General features: G+C 69.1%; 26 protein-coding genes. 11 read left to right on the plus strand and 15 right to left on the minus strand.

Annotation, left to right across the window (positions count from 1 at the left end):
• Positions 1 to 126: 126 nt before the first annotated feature.
• From NQ204_RS15710 to NQ204_RS15740, 7 genes are all read left to right on the plus strand, one after another.
• Positions 127 to 657: a gamma carbonic anhydrase family protein gene (locus NQ204_RS15710; RefSeq protein WP_108770379.1), complete on the plus strand. Its 531-nt coding sequence runs from the start codon at positions 127 to 129 to the stop codon at positions 655 to 657.
• Between the two features lie 123 nt (positions 658 to 780).
• Positions 781 to 1470, plus strand: a complete 690-nt coding sequence (locus tag NQ204_RS15715; RefSeq protein WP_116864170.1) for an RDD family protein — start codon at positions 781 to 783, stop codon at positions 1468 to 1470.
• The gene (locus tag NQ204_RS15720; protein WP_116864171.1) at positions 1467 to 2459 is read left to right on the plus strand and encodes a stage II sporulation protein M; all 993 of its coding nucleotides are present in this window, start codon (positions 1467 to 1469) and stop codon (positions 2457 to 2459) included. Before NQ204_RS15715 ends, NQ204_RS15720 begins: the two co-directional genes overlap by 4 nt.
• On the plus strand, positions 2449 to 4086 hold the full coding sequence (locus tag NQ204_RS15725) for a DUF4129 domain-containing protein (RefSeq protein ID WP_256644372.1): 1638 nt from the start codon (positions 2449 to 2451) through the stop codon (positions 4084 to 4086). Before NQ204_RS15720 ends, NQ204_RS15725 begins: the two co-directional genes overlap by 11 nt.
• Positions 4083 to 5273: a DUF4350 domain-containing protein gene (locus NQ204_RS15730; RefSeq protein WP_256644352.1), complete on the plus strand. Its 1191-nt coding sequence runs from the start codon at positions 4083 to 4085 to the stop codon at positions 5271 to 5273. Before NQ204_RS15725 ends, NQ204_RS15730 begins: the two co-directional genes overlap by 4 nt.
• The gene (locus NQ204_RS15735) at positions 5270 to 6256 is read left to right on the plus strand and encodes an AAA family ATPase (RefSeq protein WP_256644353.1); all 987 of its coding nucleotides are present in this window, start codon (positions 5270 to 5272) and stop codon (positions 6254 to 6256) included. The genes NQ204_RS15730 and NQ204_RS15735 overlap by 4 nt, the downstream gene beginning before the upstream one ends.
• Positions 6253 to 7551, plus strand: a complete 1299-nt coding sequence (locus NQ204_RS15740) for a DUF58 domain-containing protein (RefSeq protein ID WP_116864173.1) — start codon at positions 6253 to 6255, stop codon at positions 7549 to 7551. The genes NQ204_RS15735 and NQ204_RS15740 overlap by 4 nt, the downstream gene beginning before the upstream one ends.
• A gap of 102 nt (positions 7552 to 7653) precedes the next feature.
• Here the strand turns inward: NQ204_RS15740 and NQ204_RS15745 are convergent, their stop codons facing one another.
• From NQ204_RS15745 to NQ204_RS15755, 3 genes are read right to left on the minus strand one after another with little or no spacing between them, the layout of a single operon-like run.
• Positions 7654 to 8307 carry a hypothetical protein gene (locus tag NQ204_RS15745; RefSeq protein ID WP_116864174.1) on the minus strand — a complete coding sequence of 218 codons (654 nt, stop codon included), beginning with the start codon at positions 8305 to 8307 and terminating at the stop codon, positions 7654 to 7656.
• A complete protein-coding gene (locus tag NQ204_RS15750) occupies positions 8307 to 9485 on the minus strand; it encodes a glutathionylspermidine synthase family protein (protein WP_200751538.1) in 1179 nt (392 codons plus the stop codon). Before NQ204_RS15750 ends, NQ204_RS15745 begins: the two co-directional genes overlap by 1 nt.
• 7 nt (positions 9486 to 9492) lie before the next feature.
• Positions 9493 to 10062: a DUF1190 domain-containing protein gene (locus tag NQ204_RS15755; RefSeq protein ID WP_079224108.1), complete on the minus strand. Its 570-nt coding sequence runs from the start codon at positions 10060 to 10062 to the stop codon at positions 9493 to 9495.
• 429 nt (positions 10063 to 10491) lie between these two features.
• Here NQ204_RS15755 and ilvD point away from each other — a divergent pair, with 429 nt between their 5' ends.
• Positions 10492 to 12330: a dihydroxy-acid dehydratase gene (ilvD, locus tag NQ204_RS15760; RefSeq protein WP_256644354.1), complete on the plus strand. Its 1839-nt coding sequence runs from the start codon at positions 10492 to 10494 to the stop codon at positions 12328 to 12330.
• A 53-nt stretch (positions 12331 to 12383) separates the two neighbouring features.
• Here the strand turns inward: ilvD and NQ204_RS15765 are convergent, their stop codons facing one another.
• The gene (locus NQ204_RS15765; RefSeq protein ID WP_256644355.1) at positions 12384 to 12674 is read right to left on the minus strand and encodes a hypothetical protein; all 291 of its coding nucleotides are present in this window, start codon (positions 12672 to 12674) and stop codon (positions 12384 to 12386) included.
• 124 nt (positions 12675 to 12798) lie between these two features.
• Between NQ204_RS15765 and NQ204_RS15770 the strand changes: the two genes are divergently transcribed.
• Positions 12799 to 13410: a hypothetical protein gene (locus NQ204_RS15770; RefSeq protein ID WP_256644356.1), complete on the plus strand. Its 612-nt coding sequence runs from the start codon at positions 12799 to 12801 to the stop codon at positions 13408 to 13410.
• 21 nt (positions 13411 to 13431) lie between these two features.
• Here the strand turns inward: NQ204_RS15770 and dinG are convergent, their stop codons facing one another.
• The 3 genes from dinG to aroE all read right to left on the minus strand — a co-directional run bounded on the left by dinG (position 13432) and on the right by aroE (position 16977).
• On the minus strand, positions 13432 to 15534 hold the full coding sequence (gene dinG, locus NQ204_RS15775) for an ATP-dependent DNA helicase DinG (RefSeq protein ID WP_256644357.1): 2103 nt from the start codon (positions 15532 to 15534) through the stop codon (positions 13432 to 13434).
• Positions 15535 to 15762: 228 nt separating this feature from the next.
• Positions 15763 to 16128 (minus strand): hypothetical protein, encoded by a 366-nt coding sequence (locus NQ204_RS15780; protein WP_256644358.1) that lies wholly within the window; start codon positions 16126 to 16128, stop codon positions 15763 to 15765.
• A 3-nt stretch (positions 16129 to 16131) separates the two neighbouring features.
• Positions 16132 to 16977 (minus strand): shikimate dehydrogenase, encoded by an 846-nt coding sequence (gene aroE / locus NQ204_RS15785; protein ID WP_108770392.1) that lies wholly within the window; start codon positions 16975 to 16977, stop codon positions 16132 to 16134.
• Between the two features lie 48 nt (positions 16978 to 17025).
• Between aroE and NQ204_RS15790 the strand changes: the two genes are divergently transcribed.
• Positions 17026 to 17889, plus strand: coding sequence for a TolB family protein (locus NQ204_RS15790; protein WP_256644359.1), 864 nt, complete (start codon positions 17026 to 17028; stop codon positions 17887 to 17889).
• An 80-nt stretch (positions 17890 to 17969) separates the two neighbouring features.
• Here the strand turns inward: NQ204_RS15790 and NQ204_RS15795 are convergent, their stop codons facing one another.
• The 4 genes from NQ204_RS15795 to NQ204_RS15810 all read right to left on the minus strand — a co-directional run bounded on the left by NQ204_RS15795 (position 17970) and on the right by NQ204_RS15810 (position 20589).
• The gene (locus NQ204_RS15795) at positions 17970 to 18242 is read right to left on the minus strand and encodes an SHOCT domain-containing protein (RefSeq protein ID WP_116864182.1); all 273 of its coding nucleotides are present in this window, start codon (positions 18240 to 18242) and stop codon (positions 17970 to 17972) included.
• A 33-nt stretch (positions 18243 to 18275) separates the two neighbouring features.
• Positions 18276 to 19265 (minus strand): porphobilinogen synthase, encoded by a 990-nt coding sequence (gene hemB, locus NQ204_RS15800; protein WP_116864183.1) that lies wholly within the window; start codon positions 19263 to 19265, stop codon positions 18276 to 18278.
• A 19-nt stretch (positions 19266 to 19284) separates the two neighbouring features.
• Positions 19285 to 20202 carry a bestrophin family protein gene (locus NQ204_RS15805; protein ID WP_256644360.1) on the minus strand — a complete coding sequence of 306 codons (918 nt, stop codon included), beginning with the start codon at positions 20200 to 20202 and terminating at the stop codon, positions 19285 to 19287.
• Between the two features lie 138 nt (positions 20203 to 20340).
• On the minus strand, positions 20341 to 20589 hold the full coding sequence (locus tag NQ204_RS15810) for a hypothetical protein (RefSeq protein WP_108770397.1): 249 nt from the start codon (positions 20587 to 20589) through the stop codon (positions 20341 to 20343).
• A gap of 184 nt (positions 20590 to 20773) precedes the next feature.
• Here NQ204_RS15810 and NQ204_RS15815 point away from each other — a divergent pair, with 184 nt between their 5' ends.
• Complete coding sequence (locus NQ204_RS15815) at positions 20774 to 21238, plus strand: hypothetical protein (protein ID WP_116864185.1); 465 nt, start codon at positions 20774 to 20776, stop codon at positions 21236 to 21238.
• Positions 21239 to 21322: 84 nt separating this feature from the next.
• On the opposite strand, the gene NQ204_RS15820 is transcribed toward NQ204_RS15815, so the two are convergent.
• The 4 genes from NQ204_RS15820 to NQ204_RS15835 all read right to left on the minus strand — a co-directional run bounded on the left by NQ204_RS15820 (position 21323) and on the right by NQ204_RS15835 (position 26783).
• Entirely contained in the window at positions 21323 to 23125 is a 1803-nt protein-coding gene (locus NQ204_RS15820) for a DUF885 domain-containing protein (RefSeq protein WP_256644361.1), read from the minus strand.
• Positions 23126 to 23192: 67 nt separating this feature from the next.
• Entirely contained in the window at positions 23193 to 23708 is a 516-nt protein-coding gene (locus tag NQ204_RS15825) for a cytochrome c oxidase assembly factor Coa1 family protein (RefSeq protein WP_029379809.1), read from the minus strand.
• 25 nt (positions 23709 to 23733) lie between these two features.
• The gene (locus NQ204_RS15830; RefSeq protein WP_256644362.1) at positions 23734 to 25959 is read right to left on the minus strand and encodes a S9 family peptidase; all 2226 of its coding nucleotides are present in this window, start codon (positions 25957 to 25959) and stop codon (positions 23734 to 23736) included.
• 134 nt (positions 25960 to 26093) lie between these two features.
• The gene (locus tag NQ204_RS15835) at positions 26094 to 26783 is read right to left on the minus strand and encodes a glutathione binding-like protein (protein WP_116864189.1); all 690 of its coding nucleotides are present in this window, start codon (positions 26781 to 26783) and stop codon (positions 26094 to 26096) included.
• Positions 26784 to 26828 lie beyond the last annotated feature (45 nt).

The raw sequence follows: 26828 nt of genomic DNA on the forward strand, positions 1-26828 counted from the left end.
CCCCCCCCCCCCCCCCCCCCCCCCCCCCCCCCCCCCCCCCCCCCCCCCCCCCCCCCCCCCCCCCCCCCCCGCTACCGATGTCTCTGCCGCGTATCATCGTCGTGTTTGCCCCACCTGGAGACAGCGATGAACCCCCTGCGCCCCTTCCGCGACAAGATGCCCGTCCTCGGCCAGCGCGTGTACGTCGACCCGGCCTGCACCCTCATCGGTGACGTGGAGCTGGCCGACGATGTCTCCATCTGGCCGGGCACGGTCATCCGCGGCGACGTCAACCATGTCCGCATCGGCGCCCGCACCAACGTGCAGGACGGCACCATCATCCACGTCAGCCACCACAGCCCGTACAACAAGGCCGGCTACCCGACCCTGATCGGCGAAGGCGTGACCGTCGGCCACGGCTGCATCATCCACGCCTGCACCATCGGCGATTACAGCCTGATCGGCATGGGCGCCTGCATCCTCGACGGTGCGCGCGTCGAGCGCCATGCCTTCGTCGGCGCCGGCGCCGTGGTCGGCCCGGGCAAGGTGGTCGGCGAGGGCGAGCTGTGGGTGGGCAACCCAGCGCGTCCGGCACGCACGCTCAGCGACAAGGAGATCGAGTCGCTGCATTATTCGGCCGACCACTACGTGCGGCTGAAGGACGAATACCTGGGCTGAGCCGCTTCGTCGGCCACTGGGCTCTGCTAAAGTCGGGGCCCGACCAGGAACCGTCGAGACCCCCATGCCTGTGGCAGCACGCCGGAGAGGACTCCAGCGCCCACATCCGCGGCCATCGCACTGATGACCGCGCCCATGCTCGATACCTACCGCGAGGTGGTAACGCCGGAAGGCGTGCCGCTGCAGTTGCCCACCGCCGGGCCGATGCCACGTGCGCTGGCCTGGCTGGTCGACCTGGCCATCCGCTTCGGCGCGCTGGTGCTGCTGTCCATTCCGCTGGCCCTGCTCGATGAGTTTGGCCGCGGCATCTACATGGCCGCGATGTTCCTGCTGATGTGGGCCTACCCGATCGTCTGCGAAGCGCTGTGGGGCCGCACCCTGGGCAAGCGTGTACTCGGCCTGCGCGTGCTGTCGCGCGATGGCGCACCGGTGGGCTGGATGGCCTCGATCACCCGCAACCTGCTGCGTACTGTGGACATGCTGCCGTTCGGTTATGCCCTGGGCCTGCTCAGCAGCCTGTTCGATCCCTACGGGCGCCGCCTCGGCGACCTGGTGGCCGGCACCGTGGTAGTGCACGAGCCGATGCGTTACCTGCCGCCACCGGCCACCATCGACAGCGTGCTGGTGCCGTCGCAGCCGCTGCGCCCGCAGGAACAGGCCGCCGTCCTCGCCTTTGCCGAACGCGCGCCCCGCCTGTCGCCGGGCCGCCAGCAGGAACTGGCGGGCATCGCCGAGCCGCTGACCGGTGCATCCGGCCAGGTGGGCGTGCTGCGCCTGTATGCGATGGCCAATTGGCTGCTGGGCCGCCGATGAAGCAGGAACAGTTCGTCGCCCGCCACCAGCACGAATGGCAGCAGTTGGAGTACTGGCTGCAGCAGCGCGCCGATGCTTCGCGGCGCCGGCGGCGCAGGCCCGAAGCCGCTGATCCGGGTGACGTCGCCTTCGCCCAGCGCTACCGCCGCCTGTGCCAGCAGCTGGCGCTGGCCCGCGAACGCGGCTACAGCCCGCAGCTGGTGCAGCGCCTGCAGCAGCTGATGCAGCAGGGCCACAGCGTGCTGTACCGCACGCCGCCGGTGCGCTGGCGGCGGGCGCTGGAATTCCTGATGGCCGACTTCCCGATGCTGGTGCGCAGCCAGGCGCGCAGCATGTGGGTGGCACTGGCGATGTTCGCGGTGCCGGCGCTGGCCTGCTTCGCCGTGGTGCAGCTGTACCCGGACAGCGTGCACCTGCTGATGGACAACAGCCAGATCGCCGAGATGGAACGCATGTACGACCCGGCTGCGGACCGGCTGGGGCGTGACAGCGGCACCGACTGGATGATGTTCGGCTACTACATCATGAACAACATCAGCATCGCCCTGCGCACCTTCGCCAGCGGCCTGCTGGCCGGGCTGGGCACGCTGCTGGTGCTGCTGTTCAACGGCGTCATCATGGGCGCGGTGGCGGGTCACCTGCAGCAGATCGGCCATGGCGATCCGTTCTGGCGCTTCGTGGTCGGCCATGCCGCCTTCGAACTGACCGGCATCGTCATCGCCGGTGGTGCCGGCCTGCAGCTGGGCATGAAACTGCTGGCGCCCGGTCGCCGCCGCCGCATCGACGCGCTGGTGGAAGGCGGCCGCATCGGCGCCCGCCTGTGCCTGGGCGTGGCCTTCATGCTGCTGCTGGCGGCCTTCGTGGAAGCGTTCTGGTCATCGATCGCGCAGATCCCGGCCTGGGCCAAGTACAGCGTGGCCGGCGTGCTGTGGGCCGGCGTGCTGCTGTGGCTGTGGCGCGGTGGTCGCGGGGGTGAACGTGCGGATTGACCACCTGGAAGTGGCCCTGCGTGCGCGCAGCGGCTGGGAAGCGATGGAACTGGGCACCGCCCTTGCCCGCCGCCATGCGCGCGCGGTGTGGGGCAGCTGGCTGCTGGCCAGTGCGCCGTTGTTCGTGCTGTTCAACGCGCTGGCCTGGTGGCTGGACGGCTTCGCCTGGGCATCGCTGGCGATGTGGTGGTTCAAGCCGCTGTTCGAGCGCGCGCCCCTGTACGTGCTCTCACGCGGCATCTTCGGCGAGACGGTCGGCGCGCGTGCGGCACTGGCCGCGCAACGGCACTGGGGCGGTACCGGTTTCTGGGGCTACCTTGGCTGGCGCCGTTTCAGCCTGCTGCGCAGCCTGTGCCTGCCGGTCAACCTGCTGGAAGGCAACGCACCCGCACAGCGCGCCCCACGCCGGCGCGCGGTGGCCGCCGGCGCCGCCGGGCCGGCAATCCTGCTGGCGCTGATCTGCCTCGGCTTCGAGCTGGTGCTGGTGCTCGGCGCGATCGCCGCGGTCTTCATGTTCATTCCGCTGGAACTGCTGCCCGACTCGTGGCGCGCGGCCTGGGCGATGATCAGCGTCGAGACCCCGCCGTGGGCGGACCTGCTGCTGAACCTGCTGAGCTGGCTGGCCGCTGCCCTGGTCGGCCCATTCTATGTCGGCGCCGGCTTCGGCCTGTACCTCAACCGGCGCACGCAGATGGAAGCGTGGGACGTGGAGATCGCGCTGCGCCGACTGCGCGAGCGGCTGCTGCCGGCGGCATCGACGCTGGCCCTGCTGCTGTGCCTGGCACTGCCGCTGGCCCCCGCCCACGCGCAGGACGCCGATGCGGACACTGCCCGCCAGGTCGCCGACGAGGCCCGGGCGGCTGGACAGACCGACGCGAACGAAGGCGAGGACGACGGCGAAGCAGCCAACGCCGCCAATGATCCGGCCAATGCCGCCGCCGGCATCTTCGGCGAGCAGCAGGTGGACACGGCCGGTTTCCGCCAGGCGGTGAACCGTGCCTACGAGGATCCGCTGCAGCGGCCGGTCCGCCAGGTCACCGAGTGGAAGCCGATCGACGACGCCACGGGGGAAAAGAAGGCCGGGAAGAAAGACACCAAGGACGACAAGGCCGGCCAGAAGCATGGCGAACGCAACCGCGGCCTGAAGCTGCTGGCGCGGGTGGCCGAATGGGGCCTGTGGGCGTTGCTCGGCGGGTTGGTGCTGGTGCTGCTGCTGACCGCGCGCCTGTGGTGGCCGTGGCTGCGTGGCGCCGGCCGCCCCACGCCGAAGGACGCACCGCGCGTACAGGAAGAGGCCGTGGAGCTGCCGGTGGTGCTGCCGCCGGACGTGGCCACCCAGGCCGGCCTGCTGTGGGACCAGGGACGTCCGCGCCAGGCCCTGGCCCTGCTTTACCGCGCCAGCGTGCGCACCCTGGTCGAGCGCACCGGCAACGCGTTGCCGCCCGGCGCCACCGAAGCGCAGTGCCTGCGTGCTTCGCGGCGCATGCCGCAGCCGGCGGACCGCGAGCTGTTCGCCCGCATCGTGCGCATGTGGCAGTACGCCGCGTACGGCGGCCGCCTGCCCACGCGCGATGAGTTCGATGGCCTGGCCGCGACCCTGCGCCAGCAGTTCGGGTGGAAGGCATGAGCCCGCGCGCGTTCTGGGCCCTGCTGCTCGGCCTGCTGGTACTGCTGGGCGTGCCGTTGACCATCCTGTTCCTGCGCACGCACGAGAAGGTCACCGAGACCGTGGTGCTGCCGCCGCGCGGCGAAGCCAGCTACAACCCACTGTACGTGCTGGGGCAGGCGCTGCGTGCCGACGGCATCGAGGTGCAGTCGCGCGAACGCCTGCAGCTGGCGAGGATGACCCTGGCCGACACCGATACCGTGGTCCTGCTGCAGGACACCCGCGAGATGCCGCCGGGCACCGCGCAGGCACTGCTGGACTGGGTCGCCCGCGGTGGTCACCTGCTGCTGCGCACGCAGCCGCCGGGCGAGGACAAGACCAGCACCACGCAGGGCCCGCTGCTGGACCGCATCGGCGTGGAAAGCCTGTTCCATGGCAAGGACTGCCAGCCGTTCCATGTGGTGGATGATCCCAACCACGTCGAGTTCTGCAACGGCCGCCGCTTCAGCCTCGGCTTCCGGGCCAGCGCCGACGCCGAGCGTCGCTGGGGCAACGAGGAGGGGCTGGCCTTCGCCCGCCTGCGCCACGGCAAGGGCCGCATCGATGTACTGGCCGACATGGATTTCATGCGCGGCGCGGGCGCCACCCCGCTGCCGCGCAAAGGGGTGACGGCCAAGAACACACCGCAGCGTGGCGGCCTGCATGATTTTTCCCACCGCGACCTGACCCGCCACCTGCTGGATCCCAACTACGGGCGCGGCACGGTGTGGCTGGTGTACGGCAGTCGCCCGCCGACGCTGCTGGCGCGCATCGTGCTGCAGGGCTGGCCGGTGTGGATTCCGCTGCTGCTGGCCATGCTGGGCTGGCTGTGGGCGCGCGCGCAGCGGCTGGGCAGCGTGCTGCCTTCGCCGGTGGTCGAGCGCCGCTCGCTGCTGGAACACGTGCGTGCCAGTGGCGAGCTGCTGCTGCGCTTCGGCCAGGGCGCGCAGCTGTACAACGCGGTGCAGGCGCTGTTCCTGCATCGCCTGCGCCTGCGCGCGCCGGTGGCGGCCGCACTGGACGGCGCTGCCCGCGACCAGGCCATCGCCGAGGTGCTGCAGTGGCCCGCCAGCCGGGTGGCCACCGCCCTCACCGCTCCTTCGCCGCACGATTCCTCCGCCCTGCGCGAGCGCATCCGCTTGCTGCTCCAGATGAGATCCCTGCTATGACCGATGCCCCTGAGCTTCCGGCGGCCGCTGCCGCCCGCCTGATCGAACGCGTCGATGCCATCCGCGATGCCGTCGGCCGCGCCTTCATCGGCCAGGCCGACGTGCTCGACCAGATCATGGTGGCACTACTGGCCGGCGGCCACGTGCTCATCGAGGGCGTGCCCGGGCTGGGCAAGACCCTGCTGGTGCGTGCGCTGGCACAGGCCATGGAGCTGGACTACGGGCGCGTGCAGTTCACCCCCGACCTGATGCCCAGCGACGTCAGCGGCCATGCGGTGTACGACCCGAAGAGCGAGAGCTTCAAGATCCGCCGCGGCCCGGTGTTCACCAATCTGCTGCTGGCCGATGAGATCAACCGTGCACCGGCCAAGACCCAGTCGGCCCTGCTGGAAGTGATGCAGGAGGGCCAGGTGACCATCGAAGGCAAGGCCTTCACCCTGGCGCCGCCGTTCATGGCCCTGGCCACGCAGAACCCGCTGGAACAGGAAGGCACCTACCCGCTGCCGGAAGCGCAGCTGGACCGCTTCCTGCTGAAGGTGCTGATCGACTACCCGCAGCTGGAAGACGAGAAGCACATGGTCACGGCCATCACCCGTGGCCGCGCCGCCAGCGATTTCGACCTCAGCCAGGTGCCGCGCGTGCTTGGCGCCGGCGAACTGATGGCGCTGCAGCAGGCCACCGCCGCCATCACCGTCGATGACGAAGTGATCGACTACGCGGTGCGCATCGTGGCCGCCACCCGTTCCTGGCCGGGCATCGCCGTCGGTGCCGGCCCGCGCGGCAGCATCGCGCTGGTGCGTGCCGCGCGTGCGCAGGCGGTGCTGGCTGGCCGCGATTTCGTCACCCCCGACGACGTGCGTGACATCGCCCGGCCGGCACTGCGCCACCGCATCGCACTGGCACCGGAACTGCAGATTGAAGGCCAGGGCCCGGACGACGTGCTTGGTGCCCTGCTGGCCAAGGTGGAAGCGCCGCGCCGATGAGGCCTGCGCCGCTGCTGCTGGTCCTGCTGGCTGCCTGGGCCGCGCTGGGCGGCGTGGTGCTGGCTGGCCTGCTGCCGTACTGGAGCTGGGCCGTGGCCGGTGCATTGGTGGCCCCGCTGGCACTGGTCGATCTCTGGCGGCAGTGGCGACGTGCATCGCCGCAGGTACAGCGCCAGGTGCCCGAAGCGCTTGCGCTGGGCGTGCGCCGCGAGATCGGCCTGCGCCTGTTCGCCGAGCAGCCGATGCAGGTGCAGGTGTTCGATCGCGTGCCCGGCGGCTGGCCGCTGGAAGGGTTGCCGCAGCGCCTGCAGCTGCGCGCCGGCCACGCCAGCACCCTGCACTACCAGGTGCAGCCGCAGCAGCGCGGGCGCTTCCAGTTCGACGGCGTGGACGTGCGCATCCGCTCGCCGTGGCGGCTGTGGTGGCAGCAGCGCACGCTGCCGCCGGTGCTGGACGTGCGGGTCTATCCCAACTTCGTGCCGCTCACCCGCTTCGCGTTGTTCAGTGCCGACCAGGCCTCGCGCCTGGTGGGCGCACACGTGAAGCGCCGCCGTGGTGAAGGCACCGACTTCCACCAGATGCGCGAGTACCGCGTCGGTGACAGCCTGCGCCAGCTGGACTGGAAGGCCACCGCCCGCGCGCGCAAGCTGATCTCGCGCGAGTACCAGGACGAGAAGAACCAGCAGCTGCTGCTGATGCTCGACAGCGGCCGGCGCATGCTGGCCAGCGAAGGCGGTCTCTCACACTTCGACCATGCCTTGAACGCATCGCTGGTGGTGGCCTACCTGGCGTTGCGCCAGGGCGATGCCGCCGGCCTGTTCGCGGTGGGTGGCGAACGCCGCTGGGTGGCGCCGCAGCGCGGCATGGGCACGGTGGAATACCTGCTGCGCGCCAGCTACGACCTGCAGCCGCAGGCCGTAGCCACCGACTACCTGGCGGCCGCCACCGAAGTCTCGCTGCGGCAGCGCCGGCGTGCCCTGGTGATGCTGGTCAGCAACGTGCGCGACGAAGACATCGAAGACCTGCTGGCCGCCGTACGCCTGCTGCAGCGCCGCCACCTGGTATGCGTGGCCAGCCTGCGCGAACGCGAACTGGATACCGCGCTGGAAGGCGAGGTGCAGACTCTGGAAGATGCCGCCCAGGCCGGCGCCGCCGCGCTGTACCTGCAGCAGCGCGCGAAGGCGCACGAAGCACTGCGCAGCGAGAAGGTGATGGTGCTGGACGTGACCGCCGACGCCCTGCCTGCCGCGCTGGTGGAGCGGTATCTGGCAGTGAAGCGCGAAGGGCTGCTCTGACCCTGCGATTGACCGGAGCCGAGCATGGGCTCGGCTCTACAGACGGCCCGATTCCTGTAGAGCCGAGCCCATGCTCGGCTGCCGGCCAGCGGCCGGCACTACCTACTCCTGCAGCAAACGCCGCTGCAACCGTTCCACCGCACGCTGCAGCAGTACCCGGTTGCGGGCCAGCTTCATCCACCGCGGCAGGCGCGAGAACATCGAGGCGTTGTGCACGCCGCCGTGCTCGCGCAGTGCCGACGTCGCGTACTCATGCAGCACCTGCAGGTGCTCGGCGTTGTAGGCCCACAGCAGGCCCGCGCGGGTAGGTTCCAGCAACCGCAGCGGCAGGCCGAAATGCGGATCTGCCGGCTCGGCATCGCGCAGCGGGCAGACGCTGACTTTCACTTCGCTGGTGCGCCCGCACTGCGCGCACTTGGCCGGCAACACCTCGGGCACGGCCGCGGAGGCCGACGGCCGATGCTGGTGCACGCACACCCACTGGTGACCGCAGTAACCGCACGGTCGGCGACCATCGATGCGCACCGCGCCCACCCAAGCACCGCTGTCCAGCGCCACGCTGCAGCCGGTGCAACGGAAGCGCGCCGTCCAGCGGTGAGGCTGCCAGCTGGCGACCACCCAGCCCGGCGTGTCACAGCGATGGCAGCGCACGGCCACGCGCCCGGCGAAGGCGTGCAGCGTGCGGCCATCATCGAAGTGCCGCCCCGGCACCGGCGTTGTTCGCCCGCGCCGGCCCAAGGGCCGCCGAACCGCCATCAGACGTAGATCCGCGTCGGCGCCTCGTCCACGATCGCATGCGGCACGAAGCGCGCACTGTCGCGGGTGATCGCGCTGTCATCCTCGCGGATGCCGATGCCGCAGGCGTGGTCACCGATCACCCAGCTGCCGATCAGCGGATAGCCGCCTTCGAAGCGCGTGAGCGGATGCGCACGCTGGATGATCGCCGGGCCTTCGTACGGGCCGTCGCTGCGCTGGGTGCTGCCATCGGCCAGATGCATCTCGATGTTGGCCCCTTCGCGCGAGAACAGCGGCTTGCGCACCCAGCCCGAGGCCAGCGCGCTGCCATCATCGAAGTGCGCTTCCAGCAGGTTCGGGTGGCCGACGTTGCGCTGCCACAGCAGCGGCAGGATGCCCTTGTTGCTCAGCACCGCCTTCCACGCCGGCTCCAGCAACTGGATGCCCGAACCGGGCAGCGCGCGACCGAATTCCTCGGCCATCAGGTCTTCCAGCGGGTACAGCTTGAACAGCGTGCCGATCACTGTGTCGTCCAGCGCGGTGAAGCGACCGTCCTCGGACAGGCCGATATCCTCGATGGCGATGGCCTCGCCCTGCAGGCCGGCCTGGGCGGCGCAGTCACGCAGGTAGTCGACCGTGCCACGGTCCTCGTCCGAACTGCCCACGGCGCTGAAGTACAGCGGCGGCGGCAGGCGCGCGGCGAGCTCGCCGAAACGCTCGACCAGGGCCTCGTGCATGCCGTTGAACTGGTCGGCGTGCTGCGGCAGGCGGCCGGCGTTGCGCTGGTCCTCCAGCCACTGCCACTGGAAGAAGCTGGCCTCGAACAGCGAGGTCGGCGTGTCGTAGTTCAGTTCGTACAGCTTGGCCGGGCCGGTGCCGTCGTAGGCCAGGTCCAGTCGCCCGTACAGATGCGGCTGGCGCTGGCGCCAGCTTTCGGCGATCCAGTCGCGGTAGTGCGCGGGGATCGCCAGCTGGTCCATCAGCCGCTCGCTGGCGATGACATCGCCGACCAGGTCCAGCGCCATCTGGTGCAGCTCGGCGCTGGGGTCTTCGATGTCCACTTCAATCTGGCGCAGGGTGAAGGCGTAGTACGCGCTTTCATCCCAGTACGGCTGGCCGTCGATGGTGTGGAAGCGGAAACCGGCTTCCTCCGCGCGCGCCCGCCAGTGGGCGCGCTCGGCAATGCGAATTCGCTGCATGGGTCGATCAGCCGCCGAAGCTGCCGCCGCTGCGGCGGGCGCTGGTGCTGCCGAAGCCGCTGCGGCTGGCGGTGACGGCACGGTTCGGCTCGCTGCTGACCGGGGCCAGGCCGGCCTTGCCGGCGCCGATGCCGCTGGCGGTGTTCATGCCACCGGTGCCGCCCGGGGCCGGACGTGCCCAGCCGGCGTTCTTGTCCTGGTAGGCCGGGGCCGAGGCCGGCGCCTGCGGGGCCAGGCCGCCGCGGTTACTCAGCATCTGCGACATGAAGAAGCCCATCATCATCGGGCCGATGAACGAGGTACCGGCCGAGGTGTGCTGCTGCACGCACTGCTCGGGCTTGTAGTCCTGTTCGCAGGCTTCCTTGCTGGCGTACTTCGGCGCGGCGTCGGCCGCCTTCTGCTGGGCCTCGGCAAAGGCGTTGCGGCACGAGGACGGATCGCCCGTCGCCTCGGTGCAGGCCTGCACGGAGGTGTACAGGCCTTCCTGCACCTGCACCTGCTCTTCCTTCTGGCAGGCGGTGAACAGCAGGGGTGCAGCGCTCATCAGCAGCAGCGCGGTGGTGCGGGAACGCTTCATGGCGTCATGCCTCCGAATCGGATCAATTCCCGCAATGATGCCAAATCCGTACCAACAACCGGAATCGGCAAAGTGGGAAAGATGAACGGAATTTCATTTTCGCCTTTCCGTCTGACCTCCATCCACGCATGGCGTGGGTCTACTGGCCGCCGGCCAACTGTCGGAGGCGGGGTGGGTCCGGTGGCAGGGGCGTGAGCGCCATGGATGGCGCGACCGAGGCTACATGGACGTACTTGCGCCGTCCCCTGCCACCGGACCCACCCCGCCATCCCACGGACACCCCGCTTTTGACGTTGACGTTGACGTTGATTGGGCAGGTGCAGGGCTGCAAGCCCTGCCAGACCGCCTTCGGTGGTTGCAGCAGCAACCGAAAAAATTGTCCATGATCGAGCGACCCCCACGTTGTACGGCCCGCCCGTTCCGCCAGCCATGCCTGAATACCGCTCCCGCACCTCCACCGCCGGCCGCAACATGGCTGGCGCCCGCGCCCTGTGGCGCGCCACCGGCATGAAAGACGGCGACTTCCACAAGCCGATCATCGCCATCGCCAACTCCTTCACCCAGTTCGTGCCCGGCCACGTGCACCTGAAGGACCTCGGCCAGCTGGTCGCGCGCGAGATCGAGAAGGTCGGCGGCGTCGCCAAGGAATTCAACACGATCGCGGTCGACGACGGCATCGCCATGGGCCACGACGGCATGCTGTACTCGCTGCCCAGCCGCGAGATCATCGCCGACTCGGTCGAGTACATGGTCAACGCACACTGCGCCGACGCGCTGGTGTGCATTTCCAACTGCGACAAGATCACCCCCGGCATGCTGATGGCCGCGCTGCGCCTCAACATTCCGGTGGTGTTCGTCTCCGGCGGCCCGATGGAAGCCGGCAAAACCAGGCTGTCCGAGCACAAGCTGGACCTGGTCGATGCGATGGTCATCGCCGCCGACGAAAGCGCCAGCGACGAAAAGGTCGCCGAATTCGAGCGCAGCGCCTGCCCCACCTGCGGTTCCTGCTCGGGCATGTTCACCGCCAATTCGATGAACTGCCTGACCGAAGCGCTGGGCCTGTCGCTGCCCGGCAACGGCTCGACCCTGGCCACCCACGCCGACCGCGAGCAGCTGTTCCTGCGCGCCGGCCGCCTGATCGTCGAACTGTGCCATCGCTGGTACGGCGGCGAGGAAGCAAGCGCGCTGCCGCGTGGCATCGCCACCCAGGCTGCGTTCGCCAACGCGATGACCCTGGACATCGCCATGGGCGGCTCGACCAACACCATCCTGCACCTGCTGGCCGCGGCGCAGGAAGCCGAAGTGGACTTCGACCTGACCCACATCGATGCGCTGTCGCGGCGCGTGCCGCAGCTGTGCAAGGTGGCGCCGAACACGCCCAAGTACCACATGGAAGACGTGCACCGCGCCGGCGGCGTGTACGGCATTCTCGGCGAACTGGCGCGTGGCGGCCTGCTGGATACCAGTGTGCCGACCGTGCACAGCCGCACCCTGGCCGATGCCATCGAGCGCTGGGACGTGGCGGTCAGCGACGAATCCAGCGTGCACGACTTCTTCCGTGCCGGCCCGGCGGGCATTCCCACCCAGGTGGCTTTCAGCCAAGCCACGCGCTGGCCCACGCTGGACGTGGACCGCGCCGAAGGCTGCATCCGCAGCGTCGAACACGCTTATTCGGCTGAAGGCGGCCTGGCCGTGCTGCGCGGCAACCTGGCCATCGATGGCTGCGTGGTGAAGACCGCCGGCGTGGACGAGTCCATCCACGTGTTCGAGGGCAGCGCACGCGTGTTCGAGAGCCAGGACGCGGCCGTGGCCGGCATCCTGGCCGACAAAGTGCAGCCCGGCGACGTCGTGGTCATCCGCTACGAAGGCCCGAAGGGCGGCCCGGGCATGCAGGAAATGCTCTACCCCACCAGCTACCTGAAATCGAAGGGGCTGGGCAAGCAGTGCGCGCTGCTGACCGATGGTCGTTTCTCCGGCGGCACCTCGGGCCTGTCGATCGGCCACGTCTCGCCGGAAGCCGCCAGCGGCGGCACCATCGGCCTGGTGGAAGACGGTGACCGCATCCGCATCGACATCCCCGCCCGCCGTATCGACCTGCTGCTGGACGACGCCACCCTGGCCCAGCGCCGCGCCGACGCCGATGCGCGCGGCTGGAAGCCGCGTGAAGCCCGCCCGCGCAAGGTCACCAGCGCACTGAAGGCCTACGCACTGCTGGCGACCAGCGCCGACAAGGGCGCCGTCCGCAACACCGCCCTGCTCGGCGATTGATGAAGAGGGGTCGGATCCCTTTCGCAGAAAGGGCTCCGACCCCGGCACAGCACTCAGAACACGAACGGCTCGCCCTCCAGGCGGCACGCTCCTGCTGAAATGTGGATCGCACCGCCCGACTGCAGCTCAAACACCGCGCGGATGAGACCTTCGGCGCGATCTTCGCTCGCCGTCACGTCGTTGATCGATGCACTTGGTCCCCAGGGCTCGCTCCTGTCCAGCATCACGTGCTTCACCGCATCGAACTGCAGGCGGCGCTCGGTTTGAGTTGAATCGCGCAGAACGAGTTCAAAGGTGGCGGCGATCCAGTCACTGTGGGTCGCGATGATGGTCCAGTCGTGCATGTGGCTTTCCTCCGCGCGTGCAGTCGCGTCATGGTAATTCGATCTTCGAGGTTGCCGGCCAGCGGCCGGCACTACCCGCGCGATCTGCTACGGTGCCGGGGTACTCACTGACACGGAGGTTGTGATGACGTTGCTTTCGCTTGCCCTGGCCGCTGCGCTGGGCGCCGCACCCGAACCGTCGAAGGCGCCGGACTGCAGCTACGACCGCGATGCGATGCTGGCGATGGAACCGGATGCGTTCGACCAGGACCTGGAAGGCGGCTGGCGACCGCTGGCCGAGCGCGGTTGCCAGCGCGAAGCGGCCGATCTGCTTGCCGCCTACAGCGCCCTGCCCAAGGCGGCGGGCAACACCACCATCATCTGGCACGAAGGCCAGCTGCGCGCCGAGCTCGGGCAGACGGCCCAGGCGATTGCGCTGATGCAACGCACCTACAAGCCTAAGGACAAGGATCCCGGTTACTGGAATGCCTACGTGGACGGCACGGTTGCGTTCCTGCAGCGCGACCGTGCGGCACTGGAAGAGGCCCGCGCGGCGCTGGTCGCGATTCCCACACCGGAGGGTTTCGCCGGGGCGTTGAAGGATGGGCGCTACCACTTCACGACCGCAGGCGGGCAGAAGGTGGATGTGGCCTGGCCACCGAACCTGGACGTGCTCGATGGCTTCCTGCGCTGCTTTGATCGCGATTACCACAACGCCTATGGCAACCAGGCCTGCCGGAAGCCGGAGGGCGGTTGAGCGACAGCGTGCGTGGTGGGGTCAGCCGATCACGCGCTTGAACGGCGGCAGTGCGTCGATGATGCGCTTGCCGTAGCGGCGGGTCAGCAGCCGCGAATCAAGGATGACCACGCGGCCAGTGTCGGTGGACGTGCGGATCAGGCGGCCGGCGAACTGGGTGAGCGTGCGCAGCGCATGCGGGATGGCAATCAGGTTGAAGGCGTTCATGCCACGGGCTTCCACCCATTCGCTCAGCGTGGCGGTCTGCGGGTCGGTCGGCACCGCGAACGGCACCTGGGTGATGACCACCGTGGTGCAGGCTTCGCCGGGCAGGTCCAGGCCCTCGCCGAAGGAGTTCAGGCCAAACAGCACCGAGCCTTCGCCCGCGGCGACGCGGCGCAGGTGTTCGTCGATCAGCCGGGTCTTGGACATGTCGCCCTGCACCAGCACCTGCTTGCGGCGCGCGGCCGACATCAGGCCGGCCACCTTCTCCATCTTCCAGCGCGAAGTGAACAGCACCATCGAGCCCTTGGCCCAGTCCAGCTCCTGGTCCAGGTAGCGCGCCACTTCGCGCGGATGGCCTTCGCGGTCATCGGGCGTGACCGGGAACTTCGGCACGATCAGCTCAGCCTGGTTGGGCAGATCGAACGGCGAGGCCAGCGAGACCATCTCTGCATCGGGCGGAATGCCGTTGTCGATGGCCAGCGACTGGAAATCGCCACCGCCGGTCAGCGTGGCCGAGGTCATCACCACCGAATCCACCTGATCCCACAGCAGCTTGCGCAGCACGTGCGCGGCCGATACCGGCGAGCCATGCAGTACCAGATCGCCGTCGCGGGTGGCGGTGACCCAGCGCGCGGTGGGGGGCGCGCCGTCCTTGTCCTCGCGGCGCCAGGCCTGCCACAGGTTGTACTGCTGCTCGATCATTTCCAGCGCCATGCCGAGGTTGCGCTGCAGGCGCTCGCGCGCGGCATCGTCCGGCTTGCCCTTGGCCACCTGCGCCGTGGCGGCGTGGGCCCAGTTGTAGAGGCTGCGGGTGTCGTCGGCCAGCGCTTCGATCGGCTCGCGCCAGGTCTCGGGCAGGCGACCGTTGGCGGCGCGCCACATCGGGTCCTCGTCGGCCGGGGCCGGCATCCACACCGCTTCCACGTGGTCGCGGAAGGCACGCAGCTGCTTGGCCACGTTGCTGGCCACGTCGATGGCTTCGTTCGGCAGCAGGTTGCCCAGGCGGTCCTTGTCGACCGCGCGGTAGGCACCGGCAATCAGGATCTGCAGGCGGCCGGTGCGCTTGGCCATCTCGTCCAGGGCCAGGCTGGCCGCGCCCTGGTCGATGGCCACGTTGCCGATGTGGTGGCCTTCGTCCAGCACCAGCAGCATGTCCGACGGCGCGGCGATCATCGGCTGGCCGTTGTCGCTGTCACCAATGGACAGCGCCGACAGCAGCAGCGCGTGGTTGGTCACCACGATCTGCGCATCGCGCACGGTGTTGCGTGAGCGCAGCACCGCGCACTGCGCCGAATACGCGCAGCGGCGCCCGGCGCAGGCCGAGGCGGGCGTGGTGATGCGGCTGCGCAGGCCGGGGCTGATGGTTTCCGGCGCGTTGTCGATGTCACCGTCCCACGTGCCGCTGGTGAAGGCATCGGACAGGCGCTTGGCGATATCCATTTCGATGGGCGCCAGCGGCCGGTCGTACAGCGGCGCTTCGTCCTCGAACATGCCGCCCTGCGCGCCCTCGCCCTGCGCTTCAGCGGCATTGCGCGTGCACAGGTAGCGGGTGCGGCCCTTGGCCAGGGCCACGGTCGCTTCCAGGCCGGTGGCCTTGAGGAAATTGGGAATGTCACGCTCGACCAGCTGCGACTGCAGGGCCACGGTACCGGTGCTGATGACCAGCTTCTTCTTGCTGGCCAGCGCGATCGGCACGCCCGCGGTGAGGTAGCCCAGACTCTTGCCGACGCCGGTCGGTGCCTCGACCACGCCGACACCGCCACTGGTGGACAGCGCACGCGACACCACACCGATCATCTGGCTCTGCGAGCGGCGGGTGGAGAAGCCGGGGGTGTTGGCCTGCAGCGTCGTGTACGCCTTGCGGATCGCGTCCTTCAAGGCGTCATCGAGCTTGCGCGGGGCGGCGACGGTTTCGGTCACGCCAGGAACTACCGTGGCTGGATCAGGCCGGCCATTGTCGCATGGCCGGCCACCGGGACCGAGGCGCGGGCGCTGAACAGGGTCAGCGGCGTCGGGGGTTGGCGGTCATGGGTTGCATTGACGCACCGGGCAGGGGCGGATGCGGCGTTGCCAGCCCATCCACGGTAGCGCCGGGCCACGCCCGGCGGCTCTGTCAGGACCGCTGCACCCGCCGGGCATGGCCCGGCGCTACCGGCCTGCGGCAGGCGGCAGCGGCGGCCGCTGGCGCAGCACGCGCACCAGCGCCCAGATCACCAGCACGATGCCGAAGGCGCTCAGCAGCGACAGCACGAACTGCACGCCGCCCAGCACCGCGCTCATCGCCGAGATGGCGGTGAAATCACCGCTGCTGACCATCCACAGCGGCACCACGTTGGCAACCACGCCGCCAAGGTTGGCCACCAGCAGCAGCACCAGGCCGGCCAGCGCACCGCTGCGGGCCGCATCACGCGGCGCGCCCACCACCCAGGCCAGGCCGACGCACAGCGCGATCAGCACCGGCAGGCGCACGCCGATCATGCTCAGCACGCTCAGCAGCAGTGAGGAGCTGTCCATGGCTCAGTCCTGGCCGGCAAACGCGCCGGCACCGGCACGCAGCTGCTGGTAGACCTCGTCGGTCTGGGGGCGCACCCCATGCCACTGCAGGAAGCTCTCGGCGGCCTGCTCGACCAGCATGCCCAGGCCATCGACGGTGTTGCGGCAGTTGGCCGCGCGCGCCCAGGCCAGGAAGGCGATGGCCGCCTCGCCATAGTTCAGGTCCACTGCGGTGGTCATCGAATTGACCAGCGACAGCGGCAGCTTGAACTCCACGTCGCGGTCGCGGCCGGCCGAGGTGGCGTTGAGGATCAGTTCGAAATCGCCCAGGTCGCGCAGGTCTTCCCAGTAGCGGCTGAGCGCGCGGCCCGGCTCGCCCATGGCGTCGATCAGTTCGTCGGCGCGTTCCGGCGTGCGGTTGACCACTACCAGCTCGGTGATGCCGGCATCGAGCAGCGCCGGGGCGACGCTGCGTGCCGAACCACCGGCGCCGATCAGCAGCACGCGGCGGCCGCGCAGGTCCAGGCCGTGGCGGTCGGTCAGGTCACGCACCAGGCCGATGCCATCGGTGGTGTCACCGTGCCAGCGGTCGCCCTTGCGCAGCAGGGTGTTGACCGAGCCGGCGCGGCGCGCGCGCGCGGTCAGCGTGGTGCACGCCGAGAACGCGGCTTCCTTGTGCGGCGAGGTGACGTTGGCGCCGACACCACCCTCAGCGGCGAAGGCGTCCAGCCCGGCCAGGAAGGCATCCGGGGCCAGGTCGATCGCGCGGTAGTCGATGCTGATGCCTTCCTGGCGACCGAACGTCGCGTGGATCAGCGGCGACTTCGAGTGGGCAACGGGGTGTCCGAAGACGGCGTAACGATCGGTCATGGAATCCTCAAGCTGGCTAGACTGGTGCACTTTCGTGCAAGGACCCGGATGATGCGCATCACCCCGACCCTGCTGGTGCTTGCCGCCAGTCTACTCTCTGCCCCCGTGGCGATGGCGTTGAACGAGTACGGCATCGAGGGCATGGGCGTGGTCTCCACCCGCGCCGACGAGGGCCGGGCGACGATCAGTGCCGACGGCCAGCGCATCGTCTTCGCCCGCCGTGGCGAGGCAGGCTGGGGGCTGTGGCAGGCACGGGTAGTGGACGGCCGCTGGCAGCAGGTCCAAGCCCTGCCGGTGGACGTGGCCGGCGAGGCGCTGGACCCTTATTTCAGCCGCGATGGCCACTGGCTGCTGTTCGCCGCCGGCCGCGAGGGGAAATGGGCGCTGTACCGCGCGGCGGTGGCCGCCGATGGCAGCGTGGGCCGGTCGCAGGCGCTGGCCGGCAAGGATGGCAGCCGTGCCGAGCGTGGCGCGGCCCTCAGCGCCGATGGCCGCCGGCTGCTGTTCGCGCGCGACCAGGGCCGTGGCGCGGGCTGGGATCTGTTCGTGGCGCCGCTGGATGCGCAGGGCATGCGCGGTGTGGCCGTGGCCCTGGCCGCGCTCAACACCGCTGCCGACGAAACCGACGGCGATTGGCTGGGCAATGACGGCGCGGTGGTGTTCAGCCGTGGCAACGGCGAGGCCGCGCAGGTGATGACCAGCGCCTGCGCCTGGACCGGTGCCGCGCTGCAGCCGCTGGGGCTGTCGTTCAACCAGACCGGCGGATGGACTGGCGCGACGGTGGTCGACAATGCGAAGCCGGGCGAGATGCTGGTGGCCAGCAGTGCGGCCAGGGCACCGCGTGCCGGTGGCGTGGATGTGTACCGGCTGGCGGTGCCGAAGGTCGCGGCCGTGGCCGGGTGCGTGCGGTAGATCCACGCCGTGCGTGGATGACCGTCTGGTAGATGCCAACCTTGGTCGGCATGCCCTGGAGCGACAACCAAGGTTGGCGACTACCGGCGCGCCAACACCTGGGCGCGCTGCTTCTCGTAATCGATCTCGCTCAGCTGGCCGTTGTCCTTGCGGCGGTTCAGCGCGGCCAGTTCGGCCTGCACGCTTTCCGGCAGGGCCTGCTCACGGGCCACGTGGGCGGCGGCGGAGAGCTGCTCCGGCGGGCGCCGACTGGCACGCCAGGCCGCCACGAACACGGCGACGATGATGGCGCCGAACACCAGCGTGCCGGTGCCCCAGATCAGCCATTGCATCCATCCCATTTCCGGTCCCATCGCGTGTTCCTCCGTCCGTCGTGAGCGCTATTGTCAGCGCTCGCGCAGCCAACGCGCCACCTGCGGCGCGAAGTAGGTCAGTACGCCGTCGGCGCCAGCCCGCTTGAAGCCCAGCAGCGATTCCATCACGCAGGCGCGTTCGTCCAGCCAGCCGTTGGCGAAGGCGGCCTTCATCATCGCGTATTCGCCACTGACCTGGTAGGCGAAAGTCGGCACGCCGAACGTCTCCTTCACCCGGCGCACCAGGTCCAGGTAGGGCATGCCCGGCTTGACCATCACCATGTCGGCGCCTTCCTCAAGATCCAGCGCGATCTCGCGCAGGGCCTCGTCACCGTTGGCCGGGTCCATCTGGTAGGTCTTCTTGTCGGCCTTGCCAAGGCTGCCGGCGCTGCCCACCGCATCACGGAACGGACCGTAGAACGCCGAGGCGTACTTGGCCGAGTACGCCATGATGCGCACGTTGAGGTGTTGGTCGGCATCCAGCGCACGGCGGATCGCGCCGATGCGGCCGTCCATCATGTCCGAGGGCGAGATGATGTCGGCGCCGGCTTCGGCATGCGACAGCGACTGCTTGACCAGGGCTTCAACGGTGATGTCGTTGAGCACGTAGCCCTTGTCGTCGATGATGCCGTCCTGGCCGTGCGTGGTGTAAGGGTCCAGGGCCACGTCGGTCATCACGCCCAGTTCCGGGAAGCGCGTCTTCAGCGCGCGGATCGCACGCTGCGCCAGGCCGTCCTCGGCCCACGCCGCCGACGCATCCAGCGACTTCTGCGAGCTGTCGATGACCGGGAACAGATCGATCACCGGAATGCCGAGCTCCAGCGCCTCTTCGGCCACTTTGAGCAGTTCTTCAATCGACAGGCGCTCCACGCCAGGCATCGACGGTACGGCGGTGCGGCCGGCCAGCTCGTGCACGAACACCGGGTAGATGAGGTCGTCGGTGGTCAGCGTGTTCTCGCGCATCAGGCGGCGCGAGAATTCGTCATGGCGCATGCGCCGCGGGCGGTAATGTGGATGAGGCATGGCAGGCTCCGGGGAGTGGCTATTGCAACAGGTAGCCCTGCGGCAGCAGGGGTTCGGGCAGGGGGCGTTCGCCGAGCGCGTCGAGCTGGTCGATCTCGATCGTGCGCACCATGGCGTCCAGCGGCAGGTCGTTCGGCTCCAGGCCGAAGGGCTCTTCCATCTCCTCGCCCAGCTGGTCCAGGCCGAAGAAGGCATAGGCCAGCACCGCCGACAGCACCGGCGTGCCCCAGCCCAGCGAACTGGCCAGGCCGAACGGCAGCAGCACGCAGAACATCCACGCGCAGCGGTGCAGCAGCAAGGTGTAGGCGAACGGCAGCGGCGTGCTGAGGATGCGCTCGCAGCCGGCCTGGATGGAGGACATCGCGTGCAGCCGGTCCTCCAGCTGGGTGTAGAGGATCGGCTCCAGCTCGCCGCTGCGCAGCGCCTGGGCCAGCTCGGCGGCGATCATCGACAGCAGTGCGTCGGGCACGTTCTCGCGCTCGGCCAGCTGCTCGCGCTGCGGCTTGTCCAGCCAGGGCAGCGCCACCAGGGTGACGATGCGCCCGCGCAGGCGTGCGGCCAGGGCATGGGCGAAGGCGGTGGTGAGGTAGGCGATGCGGCGGCGGCGGCCGCTGTCGTCGGCCAGCAGCAGGTGCACCTGGCGCGCCAGCGAACGCGATTCGTAGATCAGCTGGCCCCACAGCTTGCGGCCTTCCCACCAGCGGTCATGGCACGCGCTGTTGCGGAAGCTGAGGAAGATCGACAGGACCAGACCGAGCAGGGTGAACGGGGTAACCGAGACCCGCTCGATGCCGAACGGCGGGGCCAGTTCCACCACGGCGGCGACGGCAATCGACAGCACCAGGATGGCCAGCACCTTCGGCGCGATGGCCGGCACGATGGAACCGCGCAGGATGTACAGCAGTTGCCAGCCGTGGGGACGGGAACGAATGATCATGGAGTCAGCCGCGCCGGGCGCGGTTTCACAGGCACGCGGGGGGCTCGCGCAGCCCGGCATTGTACTCCCCTGCCCGGCGCCGGGCCGTGGGGCTGCGACGCCCGGTCGCACCCATGGGCGCGACTCCGAGCAGCGTGTTCAGATCACCCCGCCGCCCAGGCTCAGGCGGACGATGCCGACCAGCACCACGATGCCGTTCAGGACCAGCCCGGTCTTGGCGCGGCCGCGCTTGCTGGGGTGGGTGAAGAGGATGCCCAGCGCAGCAATGACCGCGCCCACCGCCGCGAACGGGATCAGGAACCAGTTGCCCCAGCCCAGCAGCGGGATCAGGGCCAGGATCATCCACAGCAGCGCCACGATGCCCCACAACAGACTGATCACACCCATGCCCAGCTCCCCTCAGGTCGGTTCCTTCCCCAACATTAGCCTGTCTGGTGGCTGCCGCCTACCACCGTTGGCGACACACTCACCCGCCCCATGCCAGCATGCTGGCCATGCCCCGGGCGACGGTGTTGGCGCCGATTCAGAGTCCCGGGCCGATGATCCGAACTGTCCTACAGGGGTAAACGCCATGAACATCCGTTGGCTCGCTTTGACCGCCATGCTGCTGGCCGCTGCCGGCTGCGCCAGCACCTCCAAGGTGATGCTGGGCCGCGCACGCGCGCCGATCGACCCGGCGCAGGTGCAGATCTATTCCACTCCGCCGGCCGGTTCGCTGGAAATCGCCCAGCTGGAATCGTCCTCGGCGGTCGGTTTCGGTACCCAGGGCCAGACTGACGCGGCCGTCGCACGGCTCAAGCGCGAAGCCGCGGCGCTGGGCGCCAACGGCGTGATCCTGATGGGCGTAGGCAGCAGCGGCTCGCCGGTCGGCATGTCGGTGGGCGCCGGCAGCTACGGCTCGCACGTGGGCGGCGGCGTCGGCATCGGCATCCCGACCACGCAGAAGCGCGCGGCCGGTGTCGCGATCTGGGTACCGAACCCGGACGCCCCGGCTCGGTTGCCGACGCAGACGATTACCCCGCAGCCGCAGCGCTGACGCAACCGCCGCAACGCGGGTAGCGCCGGGCCATGCCCGGCGGCTTTTCCGCTGCGCTCGCCGGGCACGGCCCGGCGCTACCGCTTACTTCTTCTGGTACTTCGGTACGAACTGCTGCTGCACCGCTTCGGCCAGCTGGTCCGGCGGCAGCAGGCCCTGGTCGAGCAGGAAGTTGTTGAACGCCAGTCGATCAAACTTCGCGCCCAGCGCCAGCTCGGTCTGCATGCGCAGTTCGAGGATGCGGGTGTAGCCGTAGAAGTAGCTGCCCGCCTGGCCCGGCATGCGCACCATGTAGCGGTCCAGTTCCTGGGTGGCCATCGCCTTGGACAGGCCGACCTGCTCCATCAGCACACGCTCGCCGTTGGCACGGTCGGTCAGGCCGAGGTTGAGCATCGGGTCGAGCATGGCGCGGGCCGCGCGCAGCAGGCGGAACTGCAGCGCGATCATCTGCCCGTCCAGCGGCTCGTACGGCACCATCTCCGCCTCGGCGTACAGCGCCCAGCCTTCCACGTTCACCGAATTGAACGCGAACATGGTGCGCGCCAGCGACACGCCACGCTCGACCATCGCAGTGAACTGCAGCTCGTGGCCTGGACGGCCTTCATGCGCACTCAGCGTCCACGCCGCCGCACCGAAGTTGAAATCATCGTACTGCGCACCCGGGCCTGCGGCCGGGTTGCCCAGTGGCAGCACGAAGGTGCCCTGCTGCCCGGTGTTGTTGACCAGCGGCGCCGGCAGGAAGTGCGGGGCCGGGCTGGCGGCGCTCTCCGCCGCCGACCCCAGGCGCATCTGCATGGCGCGCTTGGGCACGTCGACGATGCCGTGTTCGCGGATCAGCGGATCGATCGCGTCGATCACCTTGCGGTAGTGGCCTTCCAGCTGATCGTCAGCGATCTTGTCGGCCTTCAGCGCGCGGATCACCGCCACCGGGTCGCTCGGGTCGGCGACCTTCAGGCCCTTATCCTTCGCCACCAGCGGCGCCAGCTGCTGCATCGCCGAGCGGGTTTCCATGAATTCCAGCTGCGCACGCTGCATCAGCAGCTTCGGATCGATGTCGATGCCGACCTGCTTGAGCTGGAACGCATACAACGGGGCCGGCAGGCGTGCGTCGGTGCGCGCCTTCGGCAGCACTTCCTTGCGGGCCCAGGCGGCGTAGTCCTTCATCTGCGTGGCCAGGGCCTTCATTGCCTCATCGGCGCCGGCAATCTGGTACTTCTTCAGCAGCGACTCGATGCCGGTGATGTAGGTCTCGACGTTGTCCAGCGACTGCTGCACTTCGATCTGCGTGGGCTGCAGCAGCGTGTTGTCCTTCAGGCGTTCTTCGTAACGCTGGCGGGCCAGCGTGGTGAACGCGGTGCCGCCCGGCTGCAGGCCAGCATAGGCCTTGAGGCGGTCGAGCGCCTTGGCCCGGCGCTCGGCGGGCACCTGGTCGGACAGCAGCAGGTTGAGGCCGCTGAACACCGTCTGCGGCGCGTCGCTCCACGGCAGCAGGTACTTCTCGTTGAGCGTGCTGCCTTCGATGTTCTGGTCGGCGGCGTGGATGATGATCGCCAGATCCTGGCGGACATTGGGATCCTTTTCCGTGGCCAGCTTCGTCTTCAGCTCATCGCGGGCCTTGGCGATCGCCGCACGGTAGCGCTTGCCGTTGTCGGGGCCGAGGTCGGCCACCTTGTCGTCGTAGCCGGGCACGCCGAAGAAACCGGTTTCCTCCGGCTGGAACGGGCCTTGTGCATCAAGCAGGATCTGCGCCAGCGCATTGCTGCGGGCGACCCAGGCCGGGCTGGCCGGTGTGGCGGCCTTGGCAGCCGGCGCGGCCAGGGCCGGCGGTGCGGACAGCAGCGGTGCGGCAGTCAGGGCCAGGGCAACGGCGAACGCAATCGGCTTCATGGTGCACTCCAGGACAGGGTTGCCCGCACCCTACGCGCTCAGCGCGGTGGCGACAATCGGCCGGAGGTCACAACGCCGCGGTCAGCGGGCATTCGCCGCGATCACGGCAGGCCTGCAACTCGCACTCTCCCGCAGCCTCGTCGTCATCCAGCGCGGTCAGATCGAAGGTCTGCTTGTCTTCGGCCAGTACATACATCACCGGGTAATCCCAGACTTCATCGCGACGGCTGCCCTGCACGAACAACCGTCCGTGCGCATGCGGTCCTTCCAGCGCAACGGTCAGGCCGACATCGCGCTGGCCGTTGATCGCGGTCTGCATGCTGCCCAGCGGCATCGATTCGATATGCAGCGGCTCGCCGAAGGCTTCCACCAGTTCGATGCTGCAGCCCGCGCGACGCAGCGCTTCGCGCATCGGCGGGCTCTCGCGTGCCGCCTCGCTCCAGCGCAGCACGCTCCAGGTCACCACGCCACCTGCGCCGCCCAGCACCAGCACCACCGTCAGCGGCATTGCCCAGCGCCAATGGCGGCACCACCAACCGGCGGACGTCTGTCGATGGGCGGGAATCGGTGGTGGCAGGGTCATCGGCGGGCTCCTTCCCGGCTGCGGATCAGGGCTTCAGGCAACGTCCCAGGAAAGCTTCGGCCACGCGGTAGCGATGCAGGGCATCGGCGCCGGACAGGCCATGCTTGGCGCCGGGGTAGGTCATCAGTTCAAACGGCTGGCCACGCTTCTGCAGCGCGCTCATCAGGCTGGTCGAATTGGTGAACAGTACGTTGTCGTCGGCCATGCCGTGGATCAGCAGCAGCGGCGAGCGCAGGCCCTCGATGTGGGTGAGCACCCGCGCTTCGCGGTAGCCCGCTTCATTGCGCTTGGGCAGGTCCATGTAGCGTTCGGTGTAGTGGCTGTCGTACAGACCCCAGTCGGTGACCGGTGCGCCGGCCACGCCGCAGGCATAGCTGTCCGACGCCTTGGCCAGCAGCATCAGGGTCATGTAGCCGCCGTTGGACCAGCCCTGCACGCCGATGCGCGCCGGGTCCACCCACGGCTGCTGCTTCAGCCAGGCCACGCCACGGAGCTGGTCGGCCACTTCCACCGTGCCCTGCCTGCCGTACAGCGCGCCGCCGAAGTCACGGCCGCGGCGCGGGGTGCCGCGGTTGTCCAGCGAGAACACCACATAGCCCTGCTGGGCCAGGTACTGGTTGAACAGGTGGTCGCCACGGCCGGGCCAGCTGTCGGTGACGGTCTGGCTGGCCGGGCCGCCGTACACGTACACCGCCACCGGGTAGCGCTTGGACGGGTCGAAGCCGGCCGGCTTGATGATGCTGTAGTTCAACGGGGTCTTGCCGTCGGCGGCGGTGAGCGTGCCGAACTCGATCGGGCGCTGCGCTTCGCGGTAGCGCGCATACGGGTGCTTGGGATCGGACAGGTCGTTCTCGAGCAAGGTGGCGATCTTCTCGCCGTTGGCCCGGAACAGCTCGATCTGCGGCGGCGTGGTGCTGTTCGACCAGGTGTCCACGTAGACGCTGGCGTTGCGCGCGAAGCTGGCGGTGTGCATGCCCGGCGCCTTGGACAGGCGCTGCGGCTGGCCGCCCTGCAGCGACACGGCGTAGATCTGGCTTTCGCGCGCCGAATCGATGCCGGCACGGAAGTAGGCCTTGCCGGCCTTTTCATCGACGGCCAGCAGTTCGTCTACCGACCAGTCACCGCGGGTCAGCGCGGTGGTCTTGCCCTGGGCATCGATGCGGTACAGGTGCTGGAAGCCGGTGCGCTCGGACGACCACAGCACGCTGCCATCGTCGAGGAAACGCAGGCTGTTGTGCAGCGGCACCCAGGTCGGGCTGGTCTCGTGGGCGAGCACGCGCTGGCGGTCGGAATCGAGCGCCACTTCCACCAGGTCCAGCAGCTTCTGGTCGCGCGACTGGCGCTGGTAGGTGACGTGCTTGGCATCGCGCCAATCGACGCGGGCCAGGTAGATGTCCTGTTCCTTGCCGAGGTCGATCCAGCGCGGCGTGGCGGCGGCCGCCGGCGCGATCACGCCCAGCTGCACGCGCACGTTGGCATCGCCGGCGGCCGGGTAGCGTTGTTCGACCACGTCGGTGCGGTCGGCGTAGACCTCGTAGCGCTTCTGCACCGGCACCGGCGCTTCGTCGATACGGGCGAAGGCAATGGCCGAATCATCCGGCGCCCACCAGTAACCGGTGTGGCGGTCCATTTCCTCATCGGCGACGAACTCGGCCACGCCGTTGCCGATGGTCGCGCTGCCGTCGGCGGTCAGCTGCAGCTGCTTGCCGCTGGCGAGGTCGATCACCCACAGGTTGCGACCGCGGATGAAGCTGACGAAGCCGCCCTTGGGCGACAGCTTGGCATCGGTGGCAAAGCCTTCGCCGTGGGTCAGCTGGCGCACGGCCGCTGCGCCCTGCTGCTTCAGGTCGTACAGGTACAGCTCGCCGCCCAGCGGGAACAGCAGGCGCTGCGCGTCCGGCGACCACTGGTAATCGACGATGCCGGTCATCGCGGCGATGCGCTGGCGCTCGCGGCGGGCCTTCTCTTCGTCGCTGAGGGTTTCGGTGCCGGGCAGCACCACCTTCGAATCGACCAGCAGGCGGGTCTGGCCGCTGCCGATGTCGTAGCTCCACAGGTCCAGCTGGTTGCGGTCGCTGTCCTTGCCGCGCAGGAAGGTGACGCGCGAGCCGTCCGGGGCCACCTTGGGCTTCATCAGGGTCGGGCCGGACAGCGGCAGCGGGCCGGTGATGGCTTCCAGGGTGAGTTTTTCAGCGTGGGCGGCAGTGGTGGTGGCGAGCATGAGGGCAAGCGAGGCGAACAGGTGGCGCATGGGACATCCCGGGCAACGTCAGCGTCCATCCTAACCAAGCCGGTGCGCGAAGGCAGCATGACCTTCTGCCCATGGCCAGGCGGGGTCAGATCCCTTTGCCGGGCAAAGGTATCTGACCCCGGCCTCTGCAACCTTCAGCGCTGGCCGAACAGGTGCTTGCGCTCGTCCTCGCTCATCGGCTTGCCAGCGTTGGGGTTCACCTGCTTGCTCAGGGCGTAGGCGCGCTGGGTGGCCGGGCGCGCGGCGATGGCGTCATGCCAGCGCTTCAGGTTCGGGAAGGCGGCGAAATCGACCGGAATCTTGTCGTAGGCGCCAACCCACGGGTAGCTGGCCATGTCGGCGATGGTGTATTCATCGCCAGCCAGGTAGGCGTGCTCGGCCAGGCGCTTGTCCATGACCCCGTGCAGGCGCCGCACTTCATTGTCGTAACGCTCGATCGCGTACGGGATCTTCTCCGGCGCGTAGACGTTGAAGTGGCCCATCTGGCCGCTCATCGGGCCCAGCCCGGCCATCTGCCAGAACAGCCATTCCAGGGTGGTGACGCGGCCGCGCGGGTCGCTGGGCAGGAACTGGCCGGTCTTTTCAGCCAGGTACAGCAGGATCGCGCCGGATTCGAACACGCTCTGCGGGGCGCCGCCATCGGCCGGGGCATGGTCGACGATGGCCGGCATCTTGTTGTTGGGCGAAATGGCCAGGAATTCCGGCTTGAACTGGTCACCCGAGCCGATGTTGACCGGGTGGATGCGGTATTCCAGGCCGGCTTCCTCCAGCAGCAGGGTGACTTTGTGGCCGTTGGGGGTGGGCCAGTAATACAGGTCGATCATGGCGTCGGCTCGGGGTTCGGAAGGAACCTGAAGTCTAGTGCGTGC

This window comes from Stenotrophomonas testudinis, from assembly GCF_024499815.1.
GTDB lineage: Bacteria > Pseudomonadota > Gammaproteobacteria > Xanthomonadales > Xanthomonadaceae > Stenotrophomonas.

What these genes read in the sequence shown, in the direction of transcription:
- NQ204_RS15750 (WP_200751538.1), bottom strand. Translation starts at nt 9,485, where the DNA reads ATGCAGCGAATTCGCATTGCCGAGCGCGCCCACTGGCGGGCGCGCGCG.
- ilvD (WP_256644354.1), top strand. Translation starts at nt 10,492, where the DNA reads ATGCCTGAATACCGCTCCCGCACCTCCACCGCCGGCCGCAACATGGCT.
- NQ204_RS15835 (WP_116864189.1), bottom strand. Translation starts at nt 26,783, where the DNA reads ATGATCGACCTGTATTACTGGCCCACCCCCAACGGCCACAAAGTCACC.
- aroE (WP_108770392.1), bottom strand. Translation starts at nt 16,977, where the DNA reads ATGACCGATCGTTACGCCGTCTTCGGACACCCCGTTGCCCACTCGAAG.
- NQ204_RS15830 (WP_256644362.1), bottom strand. Translation starts at nt 25,959, where the DNA reads ATGCGCCACCTGTTCGCCTCGCTTGCCCTCATGCTCGCCACCACCACT.
- NQ204_RS15825 (WP_029379809.1), bottom strand. Translation starts at nt 23,708, where the DNA reads ATGACCCTGCCACCACCGATTCCCGCCCATCGACAGACGTCCGCCGGT.
- NQ204_RS15720 (WP_116864171.1), top strand. Translation starts at nt 1,467, where the DNA reads ATGAAGCAGGAACAGTTCGTCGCCCGCCACCAGCACGAATGGCAGCAG.
- NQ204_RS15755 (WP_079224108.1), bottom strand. Translation starts at nt 10,062, where the DNA reads ATGAAGCGTTCCCGCACCACCGCGCTGCTGCTGATGAGCGCTGCACCC.
- NQ204_RS15765 (WP_256644355.1), bottom strand. Translation starts at nt 12,674, where the DNA reads ATGCACGACTGGACCATCATCGCGACCCACAGTGACTGGATCGCCGCC.
- NQ204_RS15815 (WP_116864185.1), top strand. Translation starts at nt 20,774, where the DNA reads ATGAACATCCGTTGGCTCGCTTTGACCGCCATGCTGCTGGCCGCTGCC.
- hemB (WP_116864183.1), bottom strand. Translation starts at nt 19,265, where the DNA reads ATGCCTCATCCACATTACCGCCCGCGGCGCATGCGCCATGACGAATTC.
- NQ204_RS15740 (WP_116864173.1), top strand. Translation starts at nt 6,253, where the DNA reads ATGAGGCCTGCGCCGCTGCTGCTGGTCCTGCTGGCTGCCTGGGCCGCG.
- NQ204_RS15795 (WP_116864182.1), bottom strand. Translation starts at nt 18,242, where the DNA reads ATGGGACCGGAAATGGGATGGATGCAATGGCTGATCTGGGGCACCGGC.
- NQ204_RS15710 (WP_108770379.1), top strand. Translation starts at nt 127, where the DNA reads ATGAACCCCCTGCGCCCCTTCCGCGACAAGATGCCCGTCCTCGGCCAG.
- NQ204_RS15745 (WP_116864174.1), bottom strand. Translation starts at nt 8,307, where the DNA reads ATGGCGGTTCGGCGGCCCTTGGGCCGGCGCGGGCGAACAACGCCGGTG.
- NQ204_RS15805 (WP_256644360.1), bottom strand. Translation starts at nt 20,202, where the DNA reads ATGATCATTCGTTCCCGTCCCCACGGCTGGCAACTGCTGTACATCCTG.
- NQ204_RS15810 (WP_108770397.1), bottom strand. Translation starts at nt 20,589, where the DNA reads ATGGGTGTGATCAGTCTGTTGTGGGGCATCGTGGCGCTGCTGTGGATG.
- NQ204_RS15790 (WP_256644359.1), top strand. Translation starts at nt 17,026, where the DNA reads ATGATGCGCATCACCCCGACCCTGCTGGTGCTTGCCGCCAGTCTACTC.
- NQ204_RS15820 (WP_256644361.1), bottom strand. Translation starts at nt 23,125, where the DNA reads ATGAAGCCGATTGCGTTCGCCGTTGCCCTGGCCCTGACTGCCGCACCG.
- NQ204_RS15735 (WP_256644353.1), top strand. Translation starts at nt 5,270, where the DNA reads ATGACCGATGCCCCTGAGCTTCCGGCGGCCGCTGCCGCCCGCCTGATC.
- NQ204_RS15715 (WP_116864170.1), top strand. Translation starts at nt 781, where the DNA reads ATGACCGCGCCCATGCTCGATACCTACCGCGAGGTGGTAACGCCGGAA.
- NQ204_RS15730 (WP_256644352.1), top strand. Translation starts at nt 4,083, where the DNA reads ATGAGCCCGCGCGCGTTCTGGGCCCTGCTGCTCGGCCTGCTGGTACTG.
- NQ204_RS15780 (WP_256644358.1), bottom strand. Translation starts at nt 16,128, where the DNA reads ATGGACAGCTCCTCACTGCTGCTGAGCGTGCTGAGCATGATCGGCGTG.
- NQ204_RS15770 (WP_256644356.1), top strand. Translation starts at nt 12,799, where the DNA reads ATGACGTTGCTTTCGCTTGCCCTGGCCGCTGCGCTGGGCGCCGCACCC.